Annotated in this window: 20 protein-coding genes; 17 read left to right on the top strand and 3 right to left on the bottom strand. The window is 69.5% G+C overall.

The window, feature by feature from the left end; genetic code table 11:
* From AAG801_RS27345 to AAG801_RS27300, 10 genes are all read left to right on the top strand, one after another.
* Positions 1–419 (top strand): nitroreductase family protein (locus AAG801_RS27345; RefSeq protein ID WP_341891205.1); only part of this gene is annotated, 419 nt, incomplete at its 5' end.
* Entirely contained in the window at positions 419–892 is a 474-nt protein-coding gene (locus AAG801_RS27340; RefSeq protein WP_341891204.1) for a MotA/TolQ/ExbB proton channel family protein, read from the top strand. The genes AAG801_RS27345 and AAG801_RS27340, both read left to right, overlap by 1 nt.
* Complete coding sequence (locus AAG801_RS27335; protein WP_101492972.1) at positions 889–1,242, top strand: DUF2149 domain-containing protein; 354 nt, start codon at positions 889–891, stop codon at positions 1,240–1,242. Before AAG801_RS27340 ends, AAG801_RS27335 begins: the two co-directional genes overlap by 4 nt.
* A 53-nt stretch (positions 1,243–1,295) precedes the next feature.
* The gene (gene cobN, locus AAG801_RS27330; protein WP_341891203.1) at positions 1,296–5,222 is read left to right on the top strand and encodes a cobaltochelatase subunit CobN; all 3,927 of its coding nucleotides are present in this window, start codon (positions 1,296–1,298) and stop codon (positions 5,220–5,222) included.
* Between the two features lie 18 nt (positions 5,223–5,240).
* Positions 5,241–6,221, top strand: a complete 981-nt coding sequence (gene cbiB / locus AAG801_RS27325; RefSeq protein ID WP_341891202.1) for an adenosylcobinamide-phosphate synthase CbiB — start codon at positions 5,241–5,243, stop codon at positions 6,219–6,221.
* Positions 6,218–7,228, top strand: coding sequence for an aminotransferase class I/II-fold pyridoxal phosphate-dependent enzyme (locus AAG801_RS27320; protein ID WP_341891201.1), 1,011 nt, complete (start codon positions 6,218–6,220; stop codon positions 7,226–7,228). The genes cbiB and AAG801_RS27320 overlap by 4 nt, the downstream gene beginning before the upstream one ends.
* A gap of 53 nt (positions 7,229–7,281) precedes the next feature.
* On the top strand, positions 7,282–7,635 hold the full coding sequence (locus AAG801_RS27315) for a CidA/LrgA family protein (RefSeq protein WP_099796764.1): 354 nt from the start codon (positions 7,282–7,284) through the stop codon (positions 7,633–7,635).
* On the top strand, positions 7,632–8,360 hold the full coding sequence (locus AAG801_RS27310) for an LrgB family protein (protein ID WP_099796765.1): 729 nt from the start codon (positions 7,632–7,634) through the stop codon (positions 8,358–8,360). Before AAG801_RS27315 ends, AAG801_RS27310 begins: the two co-directional genes overlap by 4 nt.
* A gap of 39 nt (positions 8,361–8,399) precedes the next feature.
* Positions 8,400–8,864 carry an OsmC family protein gene (locus AAG801_RS27305; RefSeq protein ID WP_341891200.1) on the top strand — a complete coding sequence of 155 codons (465 nt, stop codon included), beginning with the start codon at positions 8,400–8,402 and terminating at the stop codon, positions 8,862–8,864.
* A 93-nt stretch (positions 8,865–8,957) separates the two neighbouring features.
* Positions 8,958–9,584, top strand: a complete 627-nt coding sequence (locus AAG801_RS27300) for an FMN-binding negative transcriptional regulator (protein ID WP_341891199.1) — start codon at positions 8,958–8,960, stop codon at positions 9,582–9,584.
* 19 nt (positions 9,585–9,603) lie between these two features.
* Here the strand turns inward: AAG801_RS27300 and AAG801_RS27295 are convergent, their stop codons facing one another.
* Positions 9,604–10,518 carry a LysR family transcriptional regulator gene (locus tag AAG801_RS27295; RefSeq protein WP_341891198.1) on the bottom strand — a complete coding sequence of 305 codons (915 nt, stop codon included), beginning with the start codon at positions 10,516–10,518 and terminating at the stop codon, positions 9,604–9,606.
* Between the two features lie 181 nt (positions 10,519–10,699).
* On the opposite strand from AAG801_RS27295, the gene AAG801_RS27290 reads away from it, so the two are divergent.
* The 4 genes from AAG801_RS27290 (at position 10,700) to AAG801_RS27275 (ending at position 17,822) form a co-directional block, all read left to right on the top strand.
* Positions 10,700–11,581: an alpha/beta hydrolase gene (locus AAG801_RS27290; RefSeq protein ID WP_341891197.1), complete on the top strand. Its 882-nt coding sequence runs from the start codon at positions 10,700–10,702 to the stop codon at positions 11,579–11,581.
* Positions 11,582–11,736: 155 nt separating this feature from the next.
* The gene (locus AAG801_RS27285) at positions 11,737–12,990 is read left to right on the top strand and encodes an efflux RND transporter periplasmic adaptor subunit (protein WP_341891196.1); all 1,254 of its coding nucleotides are present in this window, start codon (positions 11,737–11,739) and stop codon (positions 12,988–12,990) included.
* A gap of 40 nt (positions 12,991–13,030) precedes the next feature.
* The gene (locus AAG801_RS27280; RefSeq protein WP_341891195.1) at positions 13,031–16,303 is read left to right on the top strand and encodes an efflux RND transporter permease subunit; all 3,273 of its coding nucleotides are present in this window, start codon (positions 13,031–13,033) and stop codon (positions 16,301–16,303) included.
* Between the two features lie 25 nt (positions 16,304–16,328).
* Positions 16,329–17,822 (top strand): efflux transporter outer membrane subunit, encoded by a 1,494-nt coding sequence (locus AAG801_RS27275; RefSeq protein WP_341891194.1) that lies wholly within the window; start codon positions 16,329–16,331, stop codon positions 17,820–17,822.
* A 15-nt stretch (positions 17,823–17,837) separates the two neighbouring features.
* Here AAG801_RS27275 and AAG801_RS27270 read toward each other — a convergent pair whose 3' ends face one another.
* Positions 17,838–18,383 (bottom strand): MarR family transcriptional regulator, encoded by a 546-nt coding sequence (locus AAG801_RS27270; protein WP_341891206.1) that lies wholly within the window; start codon positions 18,381–18,383, stop codon positions 17,838–17,840.
* Positions 18,384–18,518: 135 nt separating this feature from the next.
* On the opposite strand from AAG801_RS27270, the gene AAG801_RS27265 reads away from it, so the two are divergent.
* On the top strand, positions 18,519–19,508 hold the full coding sequence (locus tag AAG801_RS27265; RefSeq protein WP_341891193.1) for a tripartite tricarboxylate transporter substrate-binding protein: 990 nt from the start codon (positions 18,519–18,521) through the stop codon (positions 19,506–19,508).
* A 10-nt stretch (positions 19,509–19,518) separates the two neighbouring features.
* On the opposite strand, the gene AAG801_RS27260 is transcribed toward AAG801_RS27265, so the two are convergent.
* Positions 19,519–19,743: a hypothetical protein gene (locus AAG801_RS27260; protein ID WP_341891192.1), complete on the bottom strand. Its 225-nt coding sequence runs from the start codon at positions 19,741–19,743 to the stop codon at positions 19,519–19,521.
* Positions 19,744–19,835: 92 nt separating this feature from the next.
* Here AAG801_RS27260 and AAG801_RS27255 point away from each other — a divergent pair, with 92 nt between their 5' ends.
* Positions 19,836–21,302, top strand: coding sequence for a cobyric acid synthase (locus AAG801_RS27255; RefSeq protein ID WP_341891191.1), 1,467 nt, complete (start codon positions 19,836–19,838; stop codon positions 21,300–21,302).
* A partial coding sequence (locus AAG801_RS27250; RefSeq protein WP_341891190.1) for a nicotinate-nucleotide--dimethylbenzimidazole phosphoribosyltransferase occupies positions 21,299–21,694 on the top strand: 396 nt, incomplete at its 3' end. The genes AAG801_RS27255 and AAG801_RS27250, both read left to right, overlap by 4 nt.

The following is a 21,694-nucleotide window of genomic DNA, read 5'->3' as shown; positions in this document are numbered from 1 at the left end:
TGCGCCTCAAGGTGCAGGGCGTGCTCGACGCGGCCGAACTGCTGGTGGTGACGCTGGCCGACGGCCGCGAGCCGCATGTGTTCGGCCGCCGCACCCTGCCGCAGATGGACCTGGCCTCGGCCTCCTGCGCCATCCAGAACCTCTGGCTCGCGGCGCGCGCCGAAGGGCTGGGCATGGGCTGGGTGTCGCTGTTCGAGCCCGCCGAGCTGAGCGTGCTGCTCGGCCTGCCCGAAGGCGCCGAACCGATCGCCTTGCTGTGCCTGGGCCCGGTGCATGCGTTCTACGAAGAGCCGATGCTGCAGCGCGAACGCTGGGCCAGGCGCGCGCCGCTTGCGTCGCTGGTGTTCGACGAAAGCTGGGGCCGGCCGTCGGACCTGTTCGATCCTTCCACTTCATCTTCTTGCGTGGAGCCCACCTGATGCTGGCCTTCGACACCGTTCTCTTCGAGCTTGCGCGCCTGTTCCTCTGGCCCGTGACGCTCGGCGTGCTGCTGTCTTTCGTCTATGCGGTGTACTGCCTCGGCGCCTTCGGCATCGAGTGTTGGCAGCGTCGCCGCGATCCGTCGCGCGCGCTGGTGCTGCAACGCCACGCCCAGGCCAGCCAGGAGCAGATGGAGCTGGTCGTGCTCAAGCAGCTCGAAGGCGTGCGCCTGTGCAGCCGCGTGGCGCCGATGCTCGGGCTGATCGCCACCATGATCCCCATGGGCCCGGCGCTCGTGGCCGTGGCCTCGGGCGAATCGCAAGGCGTGGCGCAGAGCCTGGCGCCCGCGTTCGCGGCCGTGATCGTCGCGCTGGCCTCGGCCTCGATCACCTTCGTGGTCTACACGGTGCGCCGCCGCTGGCTCATGCGCGAGCTGGTGATGCTGCTCGATGCGCGGGACCGGCTGTCATGAGCCGCAGGCAGTTTTCGATCTTGAGCAGCCTCGACAGCGATGACGACGACCCGGTGCTCTCGACCATCAACCTGATCGACGTCTTCATGGTCGTCATCGGCATGCTGATGATCGCGGTCATCAACAACCCGGTGAACCCGTTCTCGCAGGACAAGGTGACGGTCATTCGTCACGAAGGCCAGCCCGACATGGAGATCATCACGCGCGAAGGCCAGAAGGTCACGCGCTTCAAGGCCAGCGGCACGACGGGGCAGGGCGACGGCGAAAAGGCCGGCACCGCCTGGCGCCTGAAGGACGGCACGATGATCTACGTGCCGGCGGATGCGGTGCCGGCGTCGGGCGGGAAGTGACGCGGCTTTTCGTCTTCTGGCTCTGGCTTTTGTGCCTTGGGGTGCAGCCTGCGATGGCGGCCGAGTCTCGCGTGGTGGTGCTGAGCACGGCGCTGGTGTCGCCCGCGCGCGTGGTGCGGCTGCAGACGGCAGCGCGTGCGGCCGGTGTGCCGCTGCAGGTGGTGTCGGCCGCGCAGGACACACCCGATGCGCTCGCCGCCGCGCTCGACGGTGCGCGCCTGCTGGTCATCGATGCGCCGCACCTCAGCGTCGCCCAGTCGGCGGCGGCGCGCTTCGGTGACGTCATCGCGCGCAGTGCCGTTTCCTATGTGCAGATCGGTGAATTCGCCCTCGTGGCGAAAGGCCAGAAGCCGCCTGAGGTGCCGCCGCTCGCGGCCGAACGCGGCGTCGATGCGGCCTGGGCACAGCGGCTGCGCGCCTACTGGCGCTTTCCGGGTGAGGCGAATCTGAACGCCTCGATGCAGGCGATGGGGCGCGTCGGCGATGCAGCCGGGCTGCCCGACCCCGTGCCGTTGCCAATCGCGGGCTTCTATCACCCCGACTGGCCCCGCGTCGAAAGCAGCATCGCGGCCGTCGAAGCACTGCCGGGCGGACAGGGCACCGTCGCCATCGCGGTCAACAGCGCCACGCTCACCGGCGACGACACCGACTGGCTCGACCGCCTGATCGGCACGCTCGCGCAACGCGGCCTGCGCGCCTACGCCTTCTACGGCCCGCGCCAGCAGAAGGACCTGTTCTTCCGCATGACGCACGCCGGCGATGGCGACCGTCGCGTGGCCGACCTCCTCATCAACGCTGCACTGGTGTTCAGCCCGAACGAACGCAAGGCCGAGCTCGAACGCATCGGCGTGCCCGTGCTGCAGACGCTGCCGTCGCTGGCCATGGACGCGTCGCAATGGGCGCGCAGCAAGGACGGCCTCGCGCAGACCGACATCGCGGCCTACTACAGCCCGAGCGAACTCGCGGGCATGACCGACCCGATGCTCGTGACGGCACGCGACGCAGTCACCGGCAGCCTGCAGCCGCTGCCCGCGCAGATCGACGCCGTGGCCGACAAGGCCGCCGCGCTGCTGCGCCTGCGCCGCACGCCCGTCGCCGAGCGCCGCGTGGCGATGCTGGTCTACAACTACCCGCCGGGCGAGGCCAACTTCGGCGCATCGTTCCTCAACGTGCCGCGCAGCGTCGACCGGATGCTGTCCGCGATGCAGGCGGCCGGCTACCGCACCGAGGCACCCGGCGCGGACGCGGTCATCGCGCAGGTGCAGGCCACGATGAAGGCCTACTACCCGACGGCACAAGGCGGCGATGCGCTGCAGCCGCTGCTCGACCAGGGACTGGCCGACACGCTGCCGCTGTCGCAATACCTGACCTGGTTCCGCGCGCTGCCCGTGGAGACGCAACGCCGCATCGAAGCCGACTGGGGCCCGCCCGAAGCCTCGGCCATGCTGCGGCCCGTGGCCGGCGCGCCGGCCTTCGTGGTGCCGCGCGTGCAGTTCGGCCAGGTGGTCGTGCTGCGCCAGCCGCCGCGCTTCGAGCCCGGCACGCAGGTGGCCGACAAGGCGCAGCAGGTGTACCACCGCGCGGCCGTGCCGCTGAGCCATGGCTACCTCGCGACCTACCTCTGGCTGCGCACCCGCTTCGGTGCCGATGCACTCGTGCACGTGGGCACGCACGGCACGGTCGAGTGGTCGGCGGGCAAGGAGCGCGGGCTCTCGGTGCAGGACGATCCGCTGCTCGCGCTGGGCGACGTGCTCAACATCTACCCGTACATCATGGACAACCTCGGCGAAGCGACGACTGCGAAGCGCCGCGGCCGCGCGACGATGGTGAGCCATTCGACACCCATGTTCGCGCCCGCAGGCTTCCGCCCCGGCGTGCGCGAAATGCACGACCGCCTGCACGACTGGGAAACGCTGTCGCCCGGCGCGGTGAAGACGGCGACGGAGCGGCGCCTCACCGCCGACTTCGTTGCCCAGCACTACGACCGCGACCTGCAATGGACGCCTGCGCGCATCCGCGCCGACTTCGCAGGCTTCATCGCCGTGCTGCATCCGTACCTCGACGAGCTGGCGCAGACCGCGCAGCCGCTGGGCCTGGCGACCTTCGGCGAGGCGCCCGATGCGCAGCGGCGGCGCCAGACCATCCTGCAGATCCTCGGCAAGCCCGTGGCGCAGGCGATGGGCGAAGACCTCGACGAGATGTTCCTCACCGATGCGCAGGGCATTGCAGCGTCGAAACCTGCGCGCTGGCTGGAAGCCGTACTGGCGGGCACCGACACCGCTGACGCTGAACCTCTGCGCGCCCTGGCCGCGCGGGCCCGCGCGCTCGACGCTGTGCTGGCTCACAACGAAGAAATCGAAGGCCTGCTCACCGCGCTCGATGGCCGCTACCTGAAATCGCGCTACGGCGGCGACCCGGTGCGCGACCCCGACAGCCTGCCGACCGGCCGCAACCTCTACGGCTTCGACCCCAGCCGCGTGCCCACGCGCGCCGCCTGGGACACCGGCGTCGCCGCGATGGACGACTGGATCGTTGCACACGCCCGCACCCACGGCGGCCGTCCGCCGCAAAAGATCGCCTTCACGCTCTGGGCCGGCGAGGCCTCGCGCCACCAGGGCGTGACCGAGAGCCAGGCCTTCCACGCACTCGGCGTGAAGCCGCGCTGGGATGAGGCCGGGCGCATGATCGGCATCGAGATCGTGCCGGCCGCGGTGCTGAAACGGCCGCGCATGGACGTGCTGATCAGCGTCACCGGTTCGTACCGCGACCAGTTCCCGCACGTGATGCGCTGGCTCGACGAGGCCGTGCAGCAGGTGGCCGCGCTCGACGAGCCCGGCAACGCGGTCGCGCAGCACAGCGAGGCGATGGCGCGCACGCTGCGTGGGGAGGGCGCGACGGCGGCCGAGGCGCGGCGCTGGTCGACCGCACGCGTGTTCTCGAACGAGCAGGGCAGCTACGGTGCCGGGCTCGAAGAAGCGGTGCTCGCCACCGAGCTCTGGAAAGGCCAGCAGCGCGGCGGCGGTGATGCGCAGATGGCCGGGCTCTACATGGACCGCATGGGCCACGCCTACGGGCGCGGCCTCGACGGCGCCACGCGCGCCGGCGCTTTCGCGGGCAACCTCGCGCAGGTCGATGCGGCGCTGATGGCGCGCACCTCCAACCTCTACGGCGTGCTGACCAACGACGACCCGTTCCAGTACCTGGGCGGCATCGCGCTCGCCGTGCGCCACCTCACGGGCAAGGACCCGGCGCTGTACGTGCAGAACCTGCGCGACAGCGCGGCCGTGCGCACCGACACCGCTGCCGGCGCCATCGCGCGCGAGATGCAGACACGCTACCTGCATCCCCAGTGGATCGAGGCGCAGAAGGCCGAGGGCTACAGCGGCGCGCTGCAGGTGCTCAAGACCGCGCAGTTCCTCTGGGGCTGGCAGGCGACCGCGCCCGCGGCCGTGCGCGCGGACCACTGGCAGTCGCTGCACGAGGTGTATGTGCGCGACACCTACAAGCTCGGCACGCGGCAGTGGCTGGAGCGCGAGAACCGCGCCGCCTTCGCGCAGACGCTGGAACGCATGCTCGATGCCGTGCGGCTGAACTACTGGAAGCCCGATGCCGCGACGCGGCGCGAGCTGGCGCAGGCCTACACGGAGGCGGTGCGCGCCACGGGGTTGCGGGAGCGGAACGAGGCTGTGCAGCGGTTTGCGCAGGCTGCGTTGGCGCCATCACCATCGGCCGTGACCGCACCTGCGCCGGTTGTCGCTGCACCGCCCATCGCACCCGTCGAAGCGGCGACGCCCGCACCCGAATCGCCCACCACGCCAGACCTGACGCAGCCCGTGACCGGCCTCCAGCTGAAGCCCATCACCGACACTCCATCGCCCCCGCCACCATCCGCCGTGCTGCCGCGCCTGCTCGCCGCCTTGCTGCTGGCCATCGGCGCGCTGGTGCAATGGCGGCGCGGCCGGGCCATGCCTGCCGCCTGATTCACGAGAATGCCTTCCATGCCCGCGCTCGATCCCTTCACCGTTTTTGCCCTCGCGCTGGTCGCCGCCCTGTGGCTGGCACTGGCCGTCGACCGCTGGCTGGGCGAGCCGCCCGCGCCGCTGCATCCCGTCGTGTGGATGGGCCGCTACCTGGACTGGATCGGCAGCCGCCTCGCACCACGCGCCGCCGACGCCAAGCCGCGCGACCTGCCGGGCTTCGCGATGGGCGCGCTCGGCTGGTGCGTGGGCGCGATGGCCGCGTTCGCCGTCGCGTCGGCGGTGCAGAGCCTGGCGATGCAATGGCTGCCGGTCTGGGCCATGGCCGTGGTGCTCGGGCTCGCGTTCAAGCCGCTCTTTGCGTGGCGCATGCTGCGCGACGAAGTGCTGGCGGTCGAGACCGCGCTGGGCGAATCGCTCGACGCGGGCCGCGCACGGCTCGCACGCCTCGTGAGCCGCGATGTCTCGGTGCTGAGCGAGCGCGAAGTGCGCGAGAGCGCCATCGAGTCACTGGCAGAGAACCTCAACGACTCGCTGGTGGCGCCCGTGTTCTGGTTCGTGCTGTTCGGCCTGCCCGGTGCGGCCCTCTATCGCTTCGCCAACACCGCCGACGCCATGTGGGGTTACCGCGGCGAACGCGGCGGTCGCGACTGGACCTGGTTCGGCAAGTGGGCCGCGCGCGCCGACGATGTGCTCTCGTGGCTGCCCGCGCGCCTCACCGTGTTGCTGCTCGCGCTCGCAGCCGGCCGCTGGCCGCGCGGCGTGGCCAGCGAGGCGCGCCGCACGCCGTCGCCCAACAGCGGCTGGCCGATGGGCGCGATGGCGCTGCTGCTGGGTGTGCGGCTGGCGAAACCGGGTGTCTATGCGCTGAACGGGGAAGGGCGCGCCGCCACGTCGGCCGACACCGCGCGCACGGCGCAGCTCGGCGAGCGGGCGGCGTGGGGGCTGGCAGTGATCGCTTCGCTGGCGATGCTGTCGCCGCTGCTGGCGAGGTGGGCATGATGAATCAAGCCATGGTGCACGGCGGCCCCGACGAGACGGGCGCCGCGCCGCACGACTTCTCGACCAACGGCAACGCGGTCGGCTCGTGTCCCGTGGTGCTGGCTGCACTGCGCGAAGCCGACGCGGCGCACTATCCCGATCCGCGCTACACCGCGCTGCGCGCCGCGCTCGCCGATTTCCACGGCGTGACCGTGGAGCGCATCGCGATCGCCGCGAGCGCGAGCGAATTCATTCACCGCATCAGCGCGGTCGTGGCGCAGAACGGCGGTGGAGATGTCTGGCTGCCCGCGCACAGCTACGGCGACTACGAACGCGCCGCCGGGGCCTGGGGCCTCGGCGTGCGGCGCGCGCCCGAAGAGGCCGACGGTGCCGCACTGCGCTGGTGCTGCGAACCGTCGAGCCCGTTCGGCCAGCCGCAGCCCGACATCGCGCAGCATGCCGCGAGCGATGCGGTCTGCGTGCTCGACATGGCCTACGAACCGCTGCGCCTCGAAGGCCAGCCCTCGCACGACGACGCGCAGCGCGACCGTGTCTGGCAGCTGTGGACACCGAACAAGGCCATGGGCCTCACGGGCATCCGCGCCGCTTACGCCATCGCGCCTGCGAACAGTGATGTGGCCGGCCCGCTGCTGGAGCGGCTCGAACACCTCGCGCCGTCGTGGCCGCTGGGCACGCACGGCGTGGCGTTGCTCACGACCTGGACCACCGACGAAGCGCAAGGCTGGCTCGCGCGCAGCCTCGACATCCTGCGCGACTGGAAGGCGCGGCAGCGCGCCGTCTGCGAATCGCTGGGCTGGGAAGTGCTGCCCGGCGACGCCAACTTCTTCGGCGCACGGCCCGACATGCCATACCCGCCCCGCGCTGCCGCGCTGCGCGCCGAGGGCATCAAGCTGCGCGACTGCACTTCCTTCGGCCTGCCGGGGCACCTGCGCCTGGGCGTGCTGCCGCCGGCCAGCCAGCAGGCACTGAAGGCCGCGTGGGCACGCGCCGCACGACACAGCGGCTGAACGCACCTCGCACCACAATAGGGCCGTCGCAAAAAAGGAAAACAACGAGGCCCATGCTCTACGCCATCACCACGCTCTTTCTGTGCCAGCTCGCGGGCGAACTGCTCGTGCAGTGGCTGTCGCTGCCGATCCCCGGTCCGCTGATCGGCATGCTGCTGCTCTTCGTCGGCCTGCTCGTGCGTGGCGGCGTGCCGGAAGCGCTCACCGACACCTCGGGCCATCTGCTGCGCAACCTGATGCTGCTGTTCATCCCGGCGGTGACCGGCGTCATGCTGCATTTCGAGCGCGTGGGGCGCGAGTGGCTGCCGTTTCTTGCGGCCGGTGTCGTGGGCGGTGCCTTCACCATGGCGGTGACCGCGCTCACGCTGCGCTGGATGATCCGCATCACGGGCAAGGACGCCGAATGAACGCGCCCGCCAAGCTGTCTGAAATCTGGGTCTTCCTGGCCCAGTCGCCGCTGCTGTGGCTGTCGCTCACGCTGCTGGCCTACCTGGGCGCGCTGTGGCTGCACGCGCGCAGCGGGCGCAACCCGATGGTCAACCCGGTGCTGGTGTCGGTGATCGTCATCGTGGGCGTTCTGCTGCTCACGCGCACGCCTTACGACACCTACTTTGAAGGCGCCAAGTTCGTCCACTTCCTGATCGGCCCGGCCACCGTGGCGCTGGCCGTGCCGCTGTACAGCCAGGTTGGACGCCTGCGGCGCCTGTGGCTGCCGATCGGCGTGGCGCTGCTGGTGGGCTCGGTGGCTGCCATCGTCTCGGCCATCGGCATCGGCTGGGTGCTCGGCGGTTCGCACGAGTTGCTGATGTCGCTCGCGCCCAAGTCGGCCACCATGCCGATCGCGATGGGCGTGGCCGAAAAGATCGGCGGCCTGCCGTCGCTGGCGGCCGTGGCCGCGGCCATCGCCGGCATCTCGGGCGCGATCATGGCCACCGGTTTGCTGAACCTACTGCGCATCAAGGAACCCGCAGTGCGCGGCTTCGCTGTCGGCATGGCGGCGCACGGCATCGGCACCGCGCGGGCCATCCAGGTGAACGAAACCGCGGGCGCGTTCTCGGCGCTGGCGATGGGGCTGAACGGCATCGCGACCGCGCTGCTGGTGCCGCTGATCGTGAAGCTGATGAGCGTCTGACATCCATTCATTCATTTCATTCATCGAGGAGCACGACCCATGTCCGAGTACACCGCCGAGATCGTCTGGGAGCGGGGCGACCAGGACTTCCTGGCCAACACCTACAGCCGCCACCATGTGCTGCGTTTCGACGGTGGTGCCGAGGTGCCGGGCTCTTCGTCGCCGCATGTGGTGCCGCTGCCGTACTCCGACGCGTCGGCAGTCGACCCGGAAGAGATGTTCGTGGCCTCGCTGTCCAGCTGCCACATGCTGTGGTTCCTCACCATGGCGGTGAAGCGCAAGTTCGTGGTCGATCGCTATGTCGACGCGGCCACGGGCGTGATGCAGAAGAACGCCGAAGGGAAGATGGCGATGACTGTGGTCACGCTGCGTCCGCAGGTGAGCTTTTCGGGTGAGAACCTGCCGACGCGCGAGCAGATCGAGCACTTGCACCATCGGGCGCATGAGGAGTGCTTCATTGCGAATTCGGTGAAGACTGAGGTGCGCTGCGAGCCGGTCTACTGACCTGCGACGGGGCAGGGTGACCTCCAGGCGACTGTGATGGAGGGGAGGGGGCGCAATACTTGGTGGGCATCGATCCCCCGAAAGGCCTCCCCCGTGCATATCCAGCCCCTCTTCGCCATCGAGGCGCGCGATGAGCTTCACGAGCTCATGCGCACCTACCCGCTGGCCACGCTTTTCACGGTCGCGGGCAGCTCGGTCGATGCCAACCTGCTGCCGCTGGAGGTGATCGACCGGGGTCCGCATGGCACGCTGGCAGGCCACGTGGCCCGCAGCCATTCGCTGTGGACCAGTGAGGCGCGAGGCGGTTGCGACGTCACGGTCGTGTTCCAGAGTCCGAACGCATTCATCTCCCCGCGCTGGTACGTCAACGGCCAGCGCAGCGGGCGCTTGGCGCCAAGCTGGAACTACATCGCGGTGCAGGCGACGGGGCGGTTGCGGTTCATCGAAGACGGGGCCTGGCTGCGCTCACACCTCGAAACGCTGACGCAGTCGCAGGAAGCAAATCGCGAAGAGCCCTGGTCCCTCGCCGATGCATCACCCGAGTTCGTCGACGACGCACTGCAGCGGCTGGTCGGCTTCGAGATCGACATCCTCGCGCTGACCGGCAAGAGCTTTCTTTCGCAGCAGCGCACCGAGGCCGACCGGCGCAGCCTGGTCGAGCACCTGTCCAAAGAAGATGCGCTCTCGGCGCGCGCGCTGGCAGCGCTGATCCAGCCCTGAAGCGCCGGAAAGAAGCCCCTCAGCGCTTCTGCAGCCGCGGATTCTTCGCGAACAGATCCGCCGCCCAGTCCACAAATGCCCGCACCTTCGCACTCAGGTGCCGGTTCGGCGGGTACACCACATGGATCGGCAGCGGGTCGCGCTGCCAGTCGGCCAGCACCTCGACGAGTTCGCCGCTTTCCAGCAGTGGCTCGGCCGTGAAGGTGATGCACTGCGACAGGCCGAAGCCCGCGAGCACCGCGGTGATGTGCGCGTTGCTCTCATTGACCGACACGCGGTAGGGGCCGTTGAGCTCGATGTACTCGTCGCCCTTCTTGAACTCGTGCGGGTAGACGCGCCGGGTGGTGCCCGAGAAGTAGCTCACGACGTGGTGGCGCTTCTCGATGTCATTCGGATGCTGCGGCGCACCATAGCGTTTGATGTAGGCCGGCGAGGCGACGGTGACGAAGTGCAGGGTGCCGATGCGGCGCGCCACCAGCGACTGGTCGCTGAGTTCGCCGGCGCGGATCACGCAGTCGACGTTGTCGCTGATCAGGTCGACGGTGCGGTCGCTCACGCCCAGGTCGACCTGGATGTCGGGGTAGCGGTCGCAGAAGCTGGCCAGATTGGGCAGGATGATCTGCTGCGCCACCGAGGTGCCCACGTCGATGCGCAGCCGCCCCGTGGGGTTGGCCTGCGCATTCGTCATGCTGGCTTCCATGTCGTCGAAGTCGTTCAGCAGCCGCGCGGCGCGCTCGAAGTAGGCGGCGCCGTCGGGCGTGACGGTGACGCGCCGCGTCGTGCGGTTGAGCAGCTTCACGTGCAGGCGCGCTTCCAGCGCCTGGATCTGCTTGGTGACGGTGCCCTTGGGCAGGGCCAGAGAGTCGGCGGCACGGGTGAAGGTGCCGGCTTCCACCACGCGGACAAAGATCCGCATTGCCTGGATTTGATCCATCGAATGCCTGTTCAGGGAGACCGGCTTATGCCGGAAGGAGGCGGATTCTCACACAAGGAACGCACCCCTATGGTGTGTCCGATTGTTCTCCGTTTGGAAACAGAGTAGGGCTGTGTTTCCTGTTTCAACGCGCATGTAGCGCCTTATATTTCAACCATCGCCCATATCCCTGAGGTCGCCCATGTCACCCCGTCCATCGTCCCGGTCCGCTGAAGCTGCTGCGCTTGCCGCGGCACAAGGCGTGGAGTCCGATCTGTCGATCGAGCTGCCCGGCCGCGAGCCCGTGGCTGCCCGTGTCTACGGTCAGCGTCCACGGGGCGAGACCGTGCCGCTGGTGCTGCACTTCCATGGCGGCACCTTCATCTGCGGCAACCTCGACAACGGCCGCAACGTGGCCCGGCTGCTGGCCGGCGCGGGTGCGGTGGTGGTGTCGCTCGACTACCCGCTGGCCCCGGCGGCCCCGTTCCCGGAGCCGGTCGAGGTGGGCTATGCGGCGCTCGAATGGCTCTACAAGCAGCGCGTGAAGCTCGGCGGCAAGGGCGCCCAGGTGTACCTGGCCGGCGAAGAAGCCGGCGGCAACCTGGCGGCCAGCGTGGCCCTGGTGGCCCGCGACCGCGCCCATCCGCCGCTGGCAGGCCAGATCCTGCTGTCGCCCATGCTCGACCCGTGCGCCGGCACCGCCTCGCTGCGCAATGCGACGAACGACGAGGCCGAGTGCCGGTGGGCCACAGGCTGGGCCAAGTACCTGAGCTGTCCGTCGAACGCCACGCACCCCTATGCGGTGCCGAGCGGATCGCTGCGGCTGGCCGCCCTGGCACCGGCGCTGGTGCTGGTGGGGCCCGACGACGCGATGCGCGACGAGGCCATGACCTTCGCGAGCCGGCTGCGGTCGGCCGGCATCGAGGTCACGAGCAGCGTGCTGACCGGCGCCGACAACTGGCCCAAGGCGCTGTACGACACCGAGGCCGTGGGATGCGCATCCTGCGAAGCCAGCGTGCAGCAGCACTTCCGCGAGTTCTTCAGCGCCACCACACCGCCCCCGGCGGTCCCTGAGCCCAGCTAGACCCGCGAGGGTCCGCTCCGCCCCCTGAACCAAGCCGCCGCCTCCACAGAGGCGGGTGGCAGGGCTTTCTGTTCTCTGAATTCCGCCTCCTGACGCCGCCGGCGCCCGGATGGCCTGTTGCATCCCGAAAAAGTCATCGAGAAGGACGAACCATCATGTCGAACAAGAACGAACAATCGCTGTCTTCCGCCGCCCGCAAGGGGCTGTGGCCCGCCGTGACCGGCCTCACCGCGGTGCTGGCCGTGGCCGCTGCGGTGGTGGGCATGTACAGCTTCAAGGCCGAGGCCACGGCCCCGGTCGCCGCGCAACAGGGCACGCCGGTGTCGGTCGCGACCGTGGCGTCGAGCGAGATCAACGCCTGGGACGAGTTCTCGGGCCGCCTCGAAGCCGTGGAGCGCGTCGATGTGCGCTCCCGCGTGGCGGGCGCCGTGCAGTCGGTGCACTTCCGCGAAGGCGCGCTGGTGAAGCAGGGCGACCTGCTGATCACCATCGACCGCGCACCGTACGTTGCCGAGGTGGAGCGCGCCGAAGCGCAGGTTGCGTCGGCGCAAGCCCGCCAGGCCTTCAGCCGCAGCGAGCAGGAGCGTGCCAAGCGCCTGTGGGACGAGCAGGCCATCGCGCAACGTGAGCTCGACGAGCGCGTGAACGCCGGCCGCGAAGCCGAAGCCAACCTGCGCGCCGCGCAAGCCTCGCTGCAGACCGCACGCCTGAGCCTGGGCTACACCCAGGTGCGCGCACCGGTGTCGGGCCGCATCGGCAAGCTCGAAGTGACCGTGGGCAACCTGGTCGCCGCGGGCCCCGGCGCGCCCGTGCTGACCACGCTGGTGTCGGTGAGCCCGATCTACGCGAGCTTCGACGCCGATGAGCAGGTGATCACCCGCGCGCTGAAAGACCTGCCAGCCAACGCCGGCGCCCGCGGCCAGATCGACACCATCCCCGTGCAGATGGGCACCGCCGGCCTCGACGGCACGCCCTTCACCGGCAAGCTGCAGCTGATCGACAACCAGGTCGACGCCCGCAGCGGCACCGTGCGTGTGCGCGCCTCGTTCGACAACAAGGACGGCGCGCTCATTCCCGGCCAGTTCGCCCGCATCCGCATGGGCCAGGCCCGCAACGACACCGCGCTGCTGGTGAGCGAGCGTGCCATTGGCACCGACCAGAACAAGAAGTTCGTGATGGTCGTGGGTGACGACAACAAGGCCATGTACCGCGAGGTGACGCTGGGTGGGCCCATCAACGGTCTGCGCGTCGTGAGCAAGGGCCTGAAGGCCGGCGATCGCGTGGTGGTGAACGGCCTGCAGCACATCCGCCCGGGGGCGCTGGTGGTGCCGCAGACCGTGACCATGGACGCCAAGGCGGACACGAAGCAACAACAACCGGAACGCGTGGCCGAGGCCGCGAAGTCCTGATTTCGGAGGAGGGCGCCCTGGCGCCCGCCGGAGAACCAACATGAATCTCTCAAAATTCTTCATCGACAGGCCGATCTTTGCCGGCGTGCTGTCGCTACTGATGCTGATCGCCGGCCTGATTGCGCTGCGCGGTCTGCCGATCTCGGAGTACCCCGAAGTCGCGCCGCCCTCGGTGGTGGTGCGCGCAACATACCCGGGCGCCAACCCGAAGGTGATCGCTGAAACGGTGGCCACGCCGCTCGAAGAGCAGATCAACGGTGTCGAAGGCATGCTCTACATGGGCAGCCAGGCAACGACCGACGGCGTGATGACGCTCACCGTCACCTTCCGCCTCGGCACCGATCCCGACAAGGCCCAGCAGCTCGTGCAGAACCGCGTCTCGCAAGCCGAGCCGCGCCTGCCCGAAGAAGTGCGGCGCCTCGGTATCACGACCGTCAAGAGCGCGCCCGACCTGACGATGGTGGTTCACCTCGTCTCGCCGAACAACCGCTACGACATCAACTACCTGCGCAACTACGCGGTGCTGAACGTGAAGGACCCGCTGGCGCGCATCGAGGGCGTGGGCCAGGTTCAGATCTTCGGCGGCGGCGACTACTCCATGCGCGTCTGGCTCGACCCGCAGAAGGTCGCGCAACGCGGCCTCTCGGCCAGTGACGTGGTGGCTGCGATCCGTGGCCAGAACGTGCAGGCCGCGGCCGGCGTGGTCGGCGCATCGCCGGGCCTGTCAGGCGTGGACATGCAGCTGTCGATCAATGCGCAAGGGCGCCTGCAGAGCGAAGAAGAGTTCGGCGACATCATCGTCAAGAGCGGCACCGACGGCGCCGTCACGCGTCTGCGCGACATCGGCCGCCTCGAAATGGGCGCCGCCGACTACTCGCTGCGTTCGCTGCTGAACAACGACCCGGCCGTCGGCATGGGCGTGTTCCAGGCCCCGGGCTCCAACGCGCTCGACATCTCGTCCAACGTCCGCAAGACGATGGAAGAGCTGAACAAGAACATGCCGGAAGGCCTGGAATACCGCATCGCCTATGACCCGACGCAGTTCGTGCGCGCATCGATCGAATCGGTGATCCACACGCTGCTTGAAGCCATCGCGCTGGTGGTGCTGGTGGTGATCCTGTTCCTGCAGACGTGGCGCGCCTCCATCATTCCGCTGCTGGCCGTGCCGGTGTCGGTGATCGGTACCTTCGCGGTGTTGCATGTGCTGGGTTTCTCGATCAACGCGCTGAGCCTGTTCGGGCTGGTGCTGGCGATCGGCATCGTGGTGGACGACGCCATCGTGGTGGTGGAGAACGTCGAGCGCAACATCGAGGCGGGGCTCACGCCGCGTGAAGCCACGTACCGCGCCATGCGCGAAGTGTCGGGCCCCATCATCGCGATCGCGCTGGTGCTCGTGGCCGTGTTCGTGCCGCTGGCATTCATCAGCGGTCTCACGGGCCAGTTCTACAAGCAGTTTGCGGTGACCATCGCGATCTCGACGGTGATCTCGGCCATCAACTCGCTGACGCTGTCGCCGGCGCTCGCCGCACTACTGCTGCGCGGCCACGACCAGCCCAAGGACGCATTGACGCGCGGCATGGACAAGGCCTTCGGCTGGCTGTTCCGCGGCTTCAACAAGTTCTTCCATCGCGGCTCCGAGGCCTACAGCGGCGGCGTCAAGCGCGTGATCTCGCGCAAGACGCTGATGCTGGTGATCTACCTCGCGCTGGTCGGCGTGACCTTCGGCCTCTTCAAGGCGGTGCCCAGCGGCTTCGTGCCGGCGCAGGACAAGCAGTACCTCATCGGTTTTGCCCAGCTGCCCGACGGCGCCACGCTCGACCGCACGGAAGAGGTGATCACCCGCATGGGCGAGATCATGAAGAAGAACCCGAACGTGGAAGACGCCATTGCCTTCCCGGGCCTGTCGATCAACGGCTTCACCAACAGCTCGAACTCGGGCATCGTGTTCGCCACGCTCAAGCCCTTCGACCAGCGCAAGCGCGAAGACCAGAGCGGCGGTGCGGTGGCCGGCCAGCTCAACGGTGCGTTCTCGAGCATCCAGGACGCGTTCATCGTGATGTTCCCGCCGCCGCCGGTGGCAGGCCTGGGCACGACCGGCGGCTTCAAGCTGCAGATCGAAGACCGCGCCTCGGTCGGCTACGACCAGATGGACGTCGCGGTGAAGGCCTTCATGGCCAAGGCCTATGCGGCGCCTGAACTGACGGGCATGTTCACGAGCTGGCAGGTCAACGTGCCGCAGCTGTACGCCGACATCGACCGCACCAAGGCGCGTCAGCTCGGCGTGCCGGTGACGGACATCTTCGACACGATGCAGATTTACCTGGGCAGCCTGTATGCCAACGACTTCAACAAGTTCGGCCGCACGTACTCCGTGCGCGTCCAGGCCGATGCGCCGTACCGCGCCCGTGCCGAAGACGTCGGCATGCTGAAGGTGCGCTCGACCTCGGGCGAGATGGTGCCGCTGGCCGCGCTGATGAAGGTCAATTCGACCTTCGGCCCGGAACGCGCCATGCGCTACAACGGCTACCTGGCCGCCGACATCAACGGCGGCCCGGCCCCCGGCTATTCGTCGGGCCAGGCGCAGGACGTGATCACCAAGATCGCGGCCGAGACGCTGCCCAAGGGCGTGAGCTTCGAGTGGACCGAGCTGACGTACCAGGAAATCCTGGCCGGCAACTCCGCCTTCCTGGTGTTCCCGCTGGCGATCCTGCTGGTGTTCCTGGTGCTGGCCGCGCAGTACGAAAGCCTGACGCTGCCGATCGCGATCATCTTGATCGTGCCCATGGGCATCATGGCCGCGATGGCGGGCGTGTGGATCTCGGGGGGCGACAACAACGTCTTCACGCAGATCGGGTTGATCGTGCTGGTGGGGCTGAGTGCGAAGAACGCGATTCTGATCGTGGAGTTCGCACGGGAACTGGAGTTCGCCGGACGCACGCCGATCCAGGCCGCGATCGAAGCCAGCCGCCTGCGCCTGCGCCCGATTCTCATGACCTCGCTGGCCTTCGTGATGGGTGTGCTGCCCCTGGTGCTCTCGACCGGTGCCGGCTCCGAGATGCGCAAGGCGATGGGCGTGGCAGTGTTCGCCGGAATGATCGGCGTGACGGCCTTCGGCTTGTTCCTGACGCCGGTGTTCTATGTGCTGATGCGCCGCCTGGCGGGCAACCGGCCGCTCAAGCTGCACGGCGAAGTGCCGCACGGCGACGACTTCGTGTCGGCCGACCATCCTGCGACACCTTCGCACGGTGGCGGTGGTGGCGGTCTGCACCCGGTGCCGGCCTCGCCGCGCCCCTCGCATGGCGCGCATGACTGATCGACAAGAAGAAAGAAGGTTTTCCATGACATTCGGAATCCCCACCCTGATGCGCCCCTTGCGCACCGCCATGCTGCCGCTGGTGGCGGCCCTCGTGCTGGCTGGTTGCGCCAGCGTGCCCTCTGGCATGCCCTCGGTGCCGACCGCGGCCCAGTTCAAGGAACAGCCGCAGCAGCAACCGGGCGCCACGGCGCCGGCCGGCTTCACCCGGGCCACGCCCGCCGAGGCGCAACCGCGCGGCGAATGGTGGCTGGCGTTCAACGACCCGGTGCTCAACACGCTGGTCGAGCGTGCCGCGGTCGACAACGCCAACATCCAGGCCGCCGCCGCGCGGCTGGCCGAAGCCCGTGCGCTGGCACGCAGCGCGCAGGCCGACCGCCTGCCGCAGATCGGCCTTGGCGCCGGCGCCAACCGCGGTGCGGGCCTGGACAAGGCCACGGCCAGCACCCGGCCCGGCACCATGACCAACATCGGCGCCACGTTCTCGTACGAGGTCGACCTGTTCGGCCGCCTCTCGGGTGCGGCCGACGCGGCCAAGCTCGACGCGGCCGGCCGCGAGGCGCTGCTGCAAAGCACCCGGCTCGCGGTGCAGGCCGAGGTGGCGCAGACCTACCTGCAGCTGCGCGCGCTCGATGCCGAACGCGTGCTGGTGCGCGAATCGGTCGCCGCCTACCGCGACACGCTGCGCCTGACGCAGCGCCGCCAGCAGGCCGGCGACATCGCCGAGCTCGACGTGGCGCGTGTGCAGACCGAGGTGTCGTCCACCGAATCGGACGCGCTCGCGCTCGACCGCCAGCGCGCCCAGGTGGAACATGCGCTGGCCGTGCTGGTGGGCGATTCGGCCTCCAGCTTCGGCATGCGGCCCGACGACTGGGGCACCGCGCTGCCGGTGATTCCGCCGGGCGTGCCGTCGACCGTGCTCACGCGCCGGCCCGACGTGTCGGCCGCGCAGAGCGCCGTCATGGCGGCGCAGGCCCGCGTGGGCGTGGCGCAGACCGCGTGGTTCCCGAACATCTCGCTGACCGGCGCGGCGGGCTACGCCTCGCCCGAGATCGGCGACCTCTTCAAGTGGTCGGCGCGCTCGTGGGGCGTGGGCGCGCTGCTGTCGCTGCCGATCTTCGACGGCGGCCGGCGGGAAGCCGGCGTGCAGGGCGCCAATGCCCAGCTCGACGGTGCGCTCGCCAGCTACCGCTCGCAGGTGCTGGTGGCGTTCCAGGAGGTCGAAGACCAGCTGGCCGCCATCCGCATCCTGCAGGAGCAGTCGGTGGTGCAGGCGCAGGCCGTGACTTCGGCACAGCGCGCCACCAGCCTGTCGGACACGCGCTACCGCAACGGCTACGTGAGCCAGCTCGACCTGCTCGACGCGCGCCGCAGCGAGCTGCGCAACCGGCGCCAGGCGCTGCAGGTGAAGTCGGCGCAGTACCAGGCGACCGTCGGGCTGATCCGCGCCATCGGTGGCGGCTGGGAAGTGCCGGGCGCCGTGGCATCGGCCGACGGCCCGCGCGGCCCGCAGAGCTGAGCGGGCCCGCAGGCCCTACGCGCCCCGCATCGGCCAGCGGTGGCGCGTGCCGCCCGAACGGCGGTCGGCCTTCTCGGGCACCAGGCCTTGCGCGCTCAGCGCGCTGCCGCGCTGCTCGAGCCGCTGCAGGCATTGCAGCAGGACCTCGATGTCTGCCGGGGCCATGCCTTCGAGCAGGCCGGTGTTGAGGTCGGCGACCCGCGAGAACAGGTCGTCGTAGAGCTGGCGTCCTGCCGGGCTCAGTTGGACATGCACTTCGCGGCGGTCCTTGGCGTCCCGGCGCCGTTCCACCAACTGCTTTTCGACCAGGCTGCCCAGTCCGCGCGAGGTGCGCACGCGGTCCAGGTTCAGTTGTTCCGACAGCGCGGAGGAGGTGATCTCTCCGGTCTGCGCGAGCGTGCCGATCATTCCCCATTCGCGGCGCGTGATGCCGAAGCCGCCTTCGACGAGGCGCGTGGCCATGCCGCTGCCGGCGCGCGCGGCGCGCGAGAGCCGGTAAAGAAGCAGGTCGTCGAGGGTGCGGGGCGCGAGCAGCGCGGCCGCGTCGGGGAAGGCTGGCACGGAAGAACTCACGGGGTGCAGGGTGTGGTGGCGCCGCCTCGGCGGGCAATGATGGATTAGATCAACTATTTGTTACCTGAATATAAACAACGTAACAAAAGCCGGCCGCCCGCCGTCGGCGATACAGGAGATCCCATGCCCTTTCTTTGGTCCCGGCGAAGCCTCGCCGCCAGCTGCCTCGCGCTCGCGATCGGTGGCGCCGTGGTGCCCGCGCAGGCACAGACGCCAGCGCCAGCGCTCGAGGGCCCGCTCACGCTGGTCGTCGGCTATGCGCCCGGCGGCAGCACCGACCGGATCGCGCGGCTCATTGCCGAGCGCCTCGGCCCCCAGCTCGGCGTGGCGGTGACGGTGGAGAACCGTGCGGGCGAGGGCGGCCGTCTGGCGGCCAAGCAATTGCGGCGCGCGCCCGCGAGCGAGAACGTGCTGATGCTCGGCAACCCCGCCGTGATGATGGTGGCGCCCCTCGTGCTCAAGGACGCCGGCTACGACCCCGACAAGGACTTCGTGCCGGTCACGCAGGTCAGCAGCTACGACTTCGCGCTGGCCGTGGGTCAGAAGCTGCAGCTCGACCGCGCGATGTTCCTCGTGGGCCGGCTCTGGGCGCATCCCGAGGAGGCGGTGTTCGGCGTGCCGGCAACGGGCAGCCTGCCGCACTTCTTCGGCCTGATGGTGGGCGATGCCTTGAGCGTGCAGCCGCAGATCAAGGGCTACGGCGGCTCGGCGCCGCTGCTGGCCGACCTGAGCGGTGGTTCGCTGCCGATCGCCATCGACACGCTGGACTCGCTCTATGCGCAGCACGTGGCCGGCAAGATCCGCATCCTGGCCGTGTCGGGCAAGAAGCGCGCGAGCTTCGCACCCGCCGTGCCGACCTTCCGCGAGGCCGGCATGAAGATCGATGCCGACGGCTGGAACACCTTCTTCGCGCCGAGCAGCATGCCGCCCGCCAAGGTGCAGTTGCTGGCCGCCAAGATCCGCGAGGTGATGCAGGATCCGGGGCTGCAGAAGGCGGCTGATGCGCTGTACATCCGGCCGGTGGTCAGCAGCAATGCCGAGACCGTGCAGATGCTCAAGGCCTACCGCCAGCAGTGGGAGCCGGTGGTGCGGCGTTCGGGCTTCTCGCCCTGACGGAGCAGGCTCAGTCGCTGGCGTCGGGTGAGGCCTTGGCGCTGAGCTTCTGCAGCTGCGCCACGCCCATCGCCAGCGCGTTCGAATAGCTGCCTTCGGCGCGCACGGCCCGGCGGTAGACGCGGTAGTCGAGCGCCTCGGCGTCGCCGTTGTCCTGCGCTTCGAGCAGGACCCAACGGAACCGGCCCGGTTCGGTTTCTTCGACGGTGAGCGCCAAGTGGTTGAGGGCGGACATGATTTTCCGGAGGCAGCCCGAAGGGGCCGCATCCCTTGGTACGTCTGAGTCGGCCTTCCGGTTTCAGTTCGGCGCTCAACGACAATCCCCCGATGAGTTCTAGAGCGACAAGCGGACCGGCGCGCTGCGTCATGGTCCTGGGCACCACCAGCGGCGCCGGCAAGAGCTGGCTGGCCACCGCGCTGTGCCGCTGGTATGCCCGCCAGGGGTTGCGGGTGGCGCCGTTCAAGGCGCAGAACATGAGCAACAACGCCCGCGTGGTCGAGGGCGGCGAAATCGGCAGCGCCCAGTACTTCCAGGCCCTGGCCGCCAACGCCGTGCCCGACGTGCGCATGAACCCGCTGCTGCTCAAGCCCGAGCGGGACACCCACAGCCAGGTGGTGCTGATGGGGCAAGTGAGCGAGTCGCTCTCGACCCTGCCGTGGCGCGGGCGCAGCGAACGCGTCTGGCCGCAGATCGTGCAGGCCTTCGACGCGCTGCGCGCCGAGAACGACGTGGTCGTGATCGAAGGCGCGGGTTCGCCGGCCGAGATCAACCTCATGGCCAGCGACATCGTCAACATGCGCGTCGCCCGCCACGCGCGGGCGCGCTGCCTGCTGGCAACCGACATCGACCGGGGCGGCGCCTTTGCCCACCTGTACGGCACCTGGGCGCTGCTGCCCGAGGCCGACCGGGCGCTCATCCATGGTTTCGTGCTCAACAAGTTCCGGGGCGACGCTTCGCTGCTGGCGCCCGCGCCGCAGCAGCTGCAGGAACTGACCGGCGTGCCCACCGTGGCCACGCTGCCGATGTGGTGGCAGCACGGCCTGCCCGAGGAAGACGGCGTGTTCGACGACCGCAGCCGCGCCAGCGGCGTGGTCACGCGCACCGTGGCGGTGGTCGCGTACCCGCGCCTGAGCAACCTCGACGAATTCCAGGCACTGAAGAACGTGCCCGGCGTGCGCCTGGTCTGGGCTCGCACGCCCGCCGATGTGGCCGGTGCCGACTGGATCGTGCTGCCGGGCTCCAAGCACACGAGCGGCGACCTGGCCTGGCTGCGCGCGCAGGGTCTGGACCGCGCGGTGGCCGAGCACGCGGGGCGCGGCGGTGCGGTGCTGGGTGTCTGCGGCGGGCTGCAGATGCTGGGCGAAGCGCTGGTCGATCCGCACGGCATCGACGGCAACGCGCCGGGGCTCGGGCTGCTGCCGCTCGTGACTGTGTTCGAGCGCGAGAAGACTGTGCGCCACCGCGAGGCGACCTTTGCGGCAGACCTGGTCGCGGGCCCCTGGGCCGCGCTGTCGGGCGTGCGCATCGCCGGCTACGAAATCCACCACGGCCAGACCGCGGCCCACCCGCAACTGGCCCACGACGGCCGCGCCGTGATGCCCGAGGGCCTGGCCTGGCAGAACGCGCGCGGCAACGTGCTGGGCCTGTACCTGCACGGCCTGTTCGAAGACCCGGCCGCGCTGCAGGCGCTGTTCGGCACCACGGCGCCCACGCTGGACGCCACCTTCGATGGCCTGGCCGACTTCATCGACACCCACTTCGACGCCGGCGTGCTCGCCGGCCTGATCGCATGACCGACACCGATTTGATTCCCGCCATTCCTGACATCGCCGATGCCGCGCTCGCGGCGCGCCTGCAGGCCGCGCTCGACAACAAGACCAAGCCGGTCGGCGCACTGGGCCGCCTCGAAGCGCTGGCGCTGCGCATCGGCGCCATCCTCGGCACCGAGCAGCCCGTGCTCGACGCGCCGCAGATGCTGGTGTGCGCGGGCGACCACGGGCTGGCGGCGCGCGGCGTGTCGGCCTATCCGAGCGACGTGACCTGGCAGATGGTCGAGAACTTCCTGGCCGGCGGTGCGGCCGTGAGCGTGCTGGCGCGCCAGCACGGCCTGGTGCTCACCGTGGTCGATTGCGGCGTGCGGCGCGACTTCCAGCCGCGCCCCGGCCTGGTGTCGCGGCGCATCGCC

The organism is Variovorax sp. YR752, assembly GCF_943372545.1.
Note: the sequence above shows the minus strand (reverse complement) of the source record. Positions and strands in the feature narration are given on the sequence as shown.

Excerpts from the sequence above, each read along its gene's own strand:
- AAG801_RS27340 (WP_341891204.1), top strand. The coding sequence starts at position 419 with ATGCTGGCCTTCGACACCGTTCTCTTCGAGCTTGCGCGCCTGTTCCTC.
- AAG801_RS27335 (WP_101492972.1), top strand. The coding sequence starts at position 889 with ATGAGCCGCAGGCAGTTTTCGATCTTGAGCAGCCTCGACAGCGATGAC.
- cobN (WP_341891203.1), top strand. The coding sequence starts at position 1,296 with ATGGCGGCCGAGTCTCGCGTGGTGGTGCTGAGCACGGCGCTGGTGTCG.
- cbiB (WP_341891202.1), top strand. The coding sequence starts at position 5,241 with ATGCCCGCGCTCGATCCCTTCACCGTTTTTGCCCTCGCGCTGGTCGCC.
- AAG801_RS27320 (WP_341891201.1), top strand. The coding sequence starts at position 6,218 with ATGATGAATCAAGCCATGGTGCACGGCGGCCCCGACGAGACGGGCGCC.
- AAG801_RS27315 (WP_099796764.1), top strand. The coding sequence starts at position 7,282 with ATGCTCTACGCCATCACCACGCTCTTTCTGTGCCAGCTCGCGGGCGAA.
- AAG801_RS27310 (WP_099796765.1), top strand. The coding sequence starts at position 7,632 with ATGAACGCGCCCGCCAAGCTGTCTGAAATCTGGGTCTTCCTGGCCCAG.
- AAG801_RS27305 (WP_341891200.1), top strand. The coding sequence starts at position 8,400 with ATGTCCGAGTACACCGCCGAGATCGTCTGGGAGCGGGGCGACCAGGAC.
- AAG801_RS27295 (WP_341891198.1), bottom strand. The coding sequence starts at position 10,518 with ATGGATCAAATCCAGGCAATGCGGATCTTTGTCCGCGTGGTGGAAGCC.
- AAG801_RS27290 (WP_341891197.1), top strand. The coding sequence starts at position 10,700 with ATGTCACCCCGTCCATCGTCCCGGTCCGCTGAAGCTGCTGCGCTTGCC.
- AAG801_RS27285 (WP_341891196.1), top strand. The coding sequence starts at position 11,737 with ATGTCGAACAAGAACGAACAATCGCTGTCTTCCGCCGCCCGCAAGGGG.
- AAG801_RS27280 (WP_341891195.1), top strand. The coding sequence starts at position 13,031 with ATGAATCTCTCAAAATTCTTCATCGACAGGCCGATCTTTGCCGGCGTG.
- AAG801_RS27275 (WP_341891194.1), top strand. The coding sequence starts at position 16,329 with ATGACATTCGGAATCCCCACCCTGATGCGCCCCTTGCGCACCGCCATG.
- AAG801_RS27265 (WP_341891193.1), top strand. The coding sequence starts at position 18,519 with ATGCCCTTTCTTTGGTCCCGGCGAAGCCTCGCCGCCAGCTGCCTCGCG.
- AAG801_RS27260 (WP_341891192.1), bottom strand. The coding sequence starts at position 19,743 with ATGTCCGCCCTCAACCACTTGGCGCTCACCGTCGAAGAAACCGAACCG.
- AAG801_RS27255 (WP_341891191.1), top strand. The coding sequence starts at position 19,836 with ATGAGTTCTAGAGCGACAAGCGGACCGGCGCGCTGCGTCATGGTCCTG.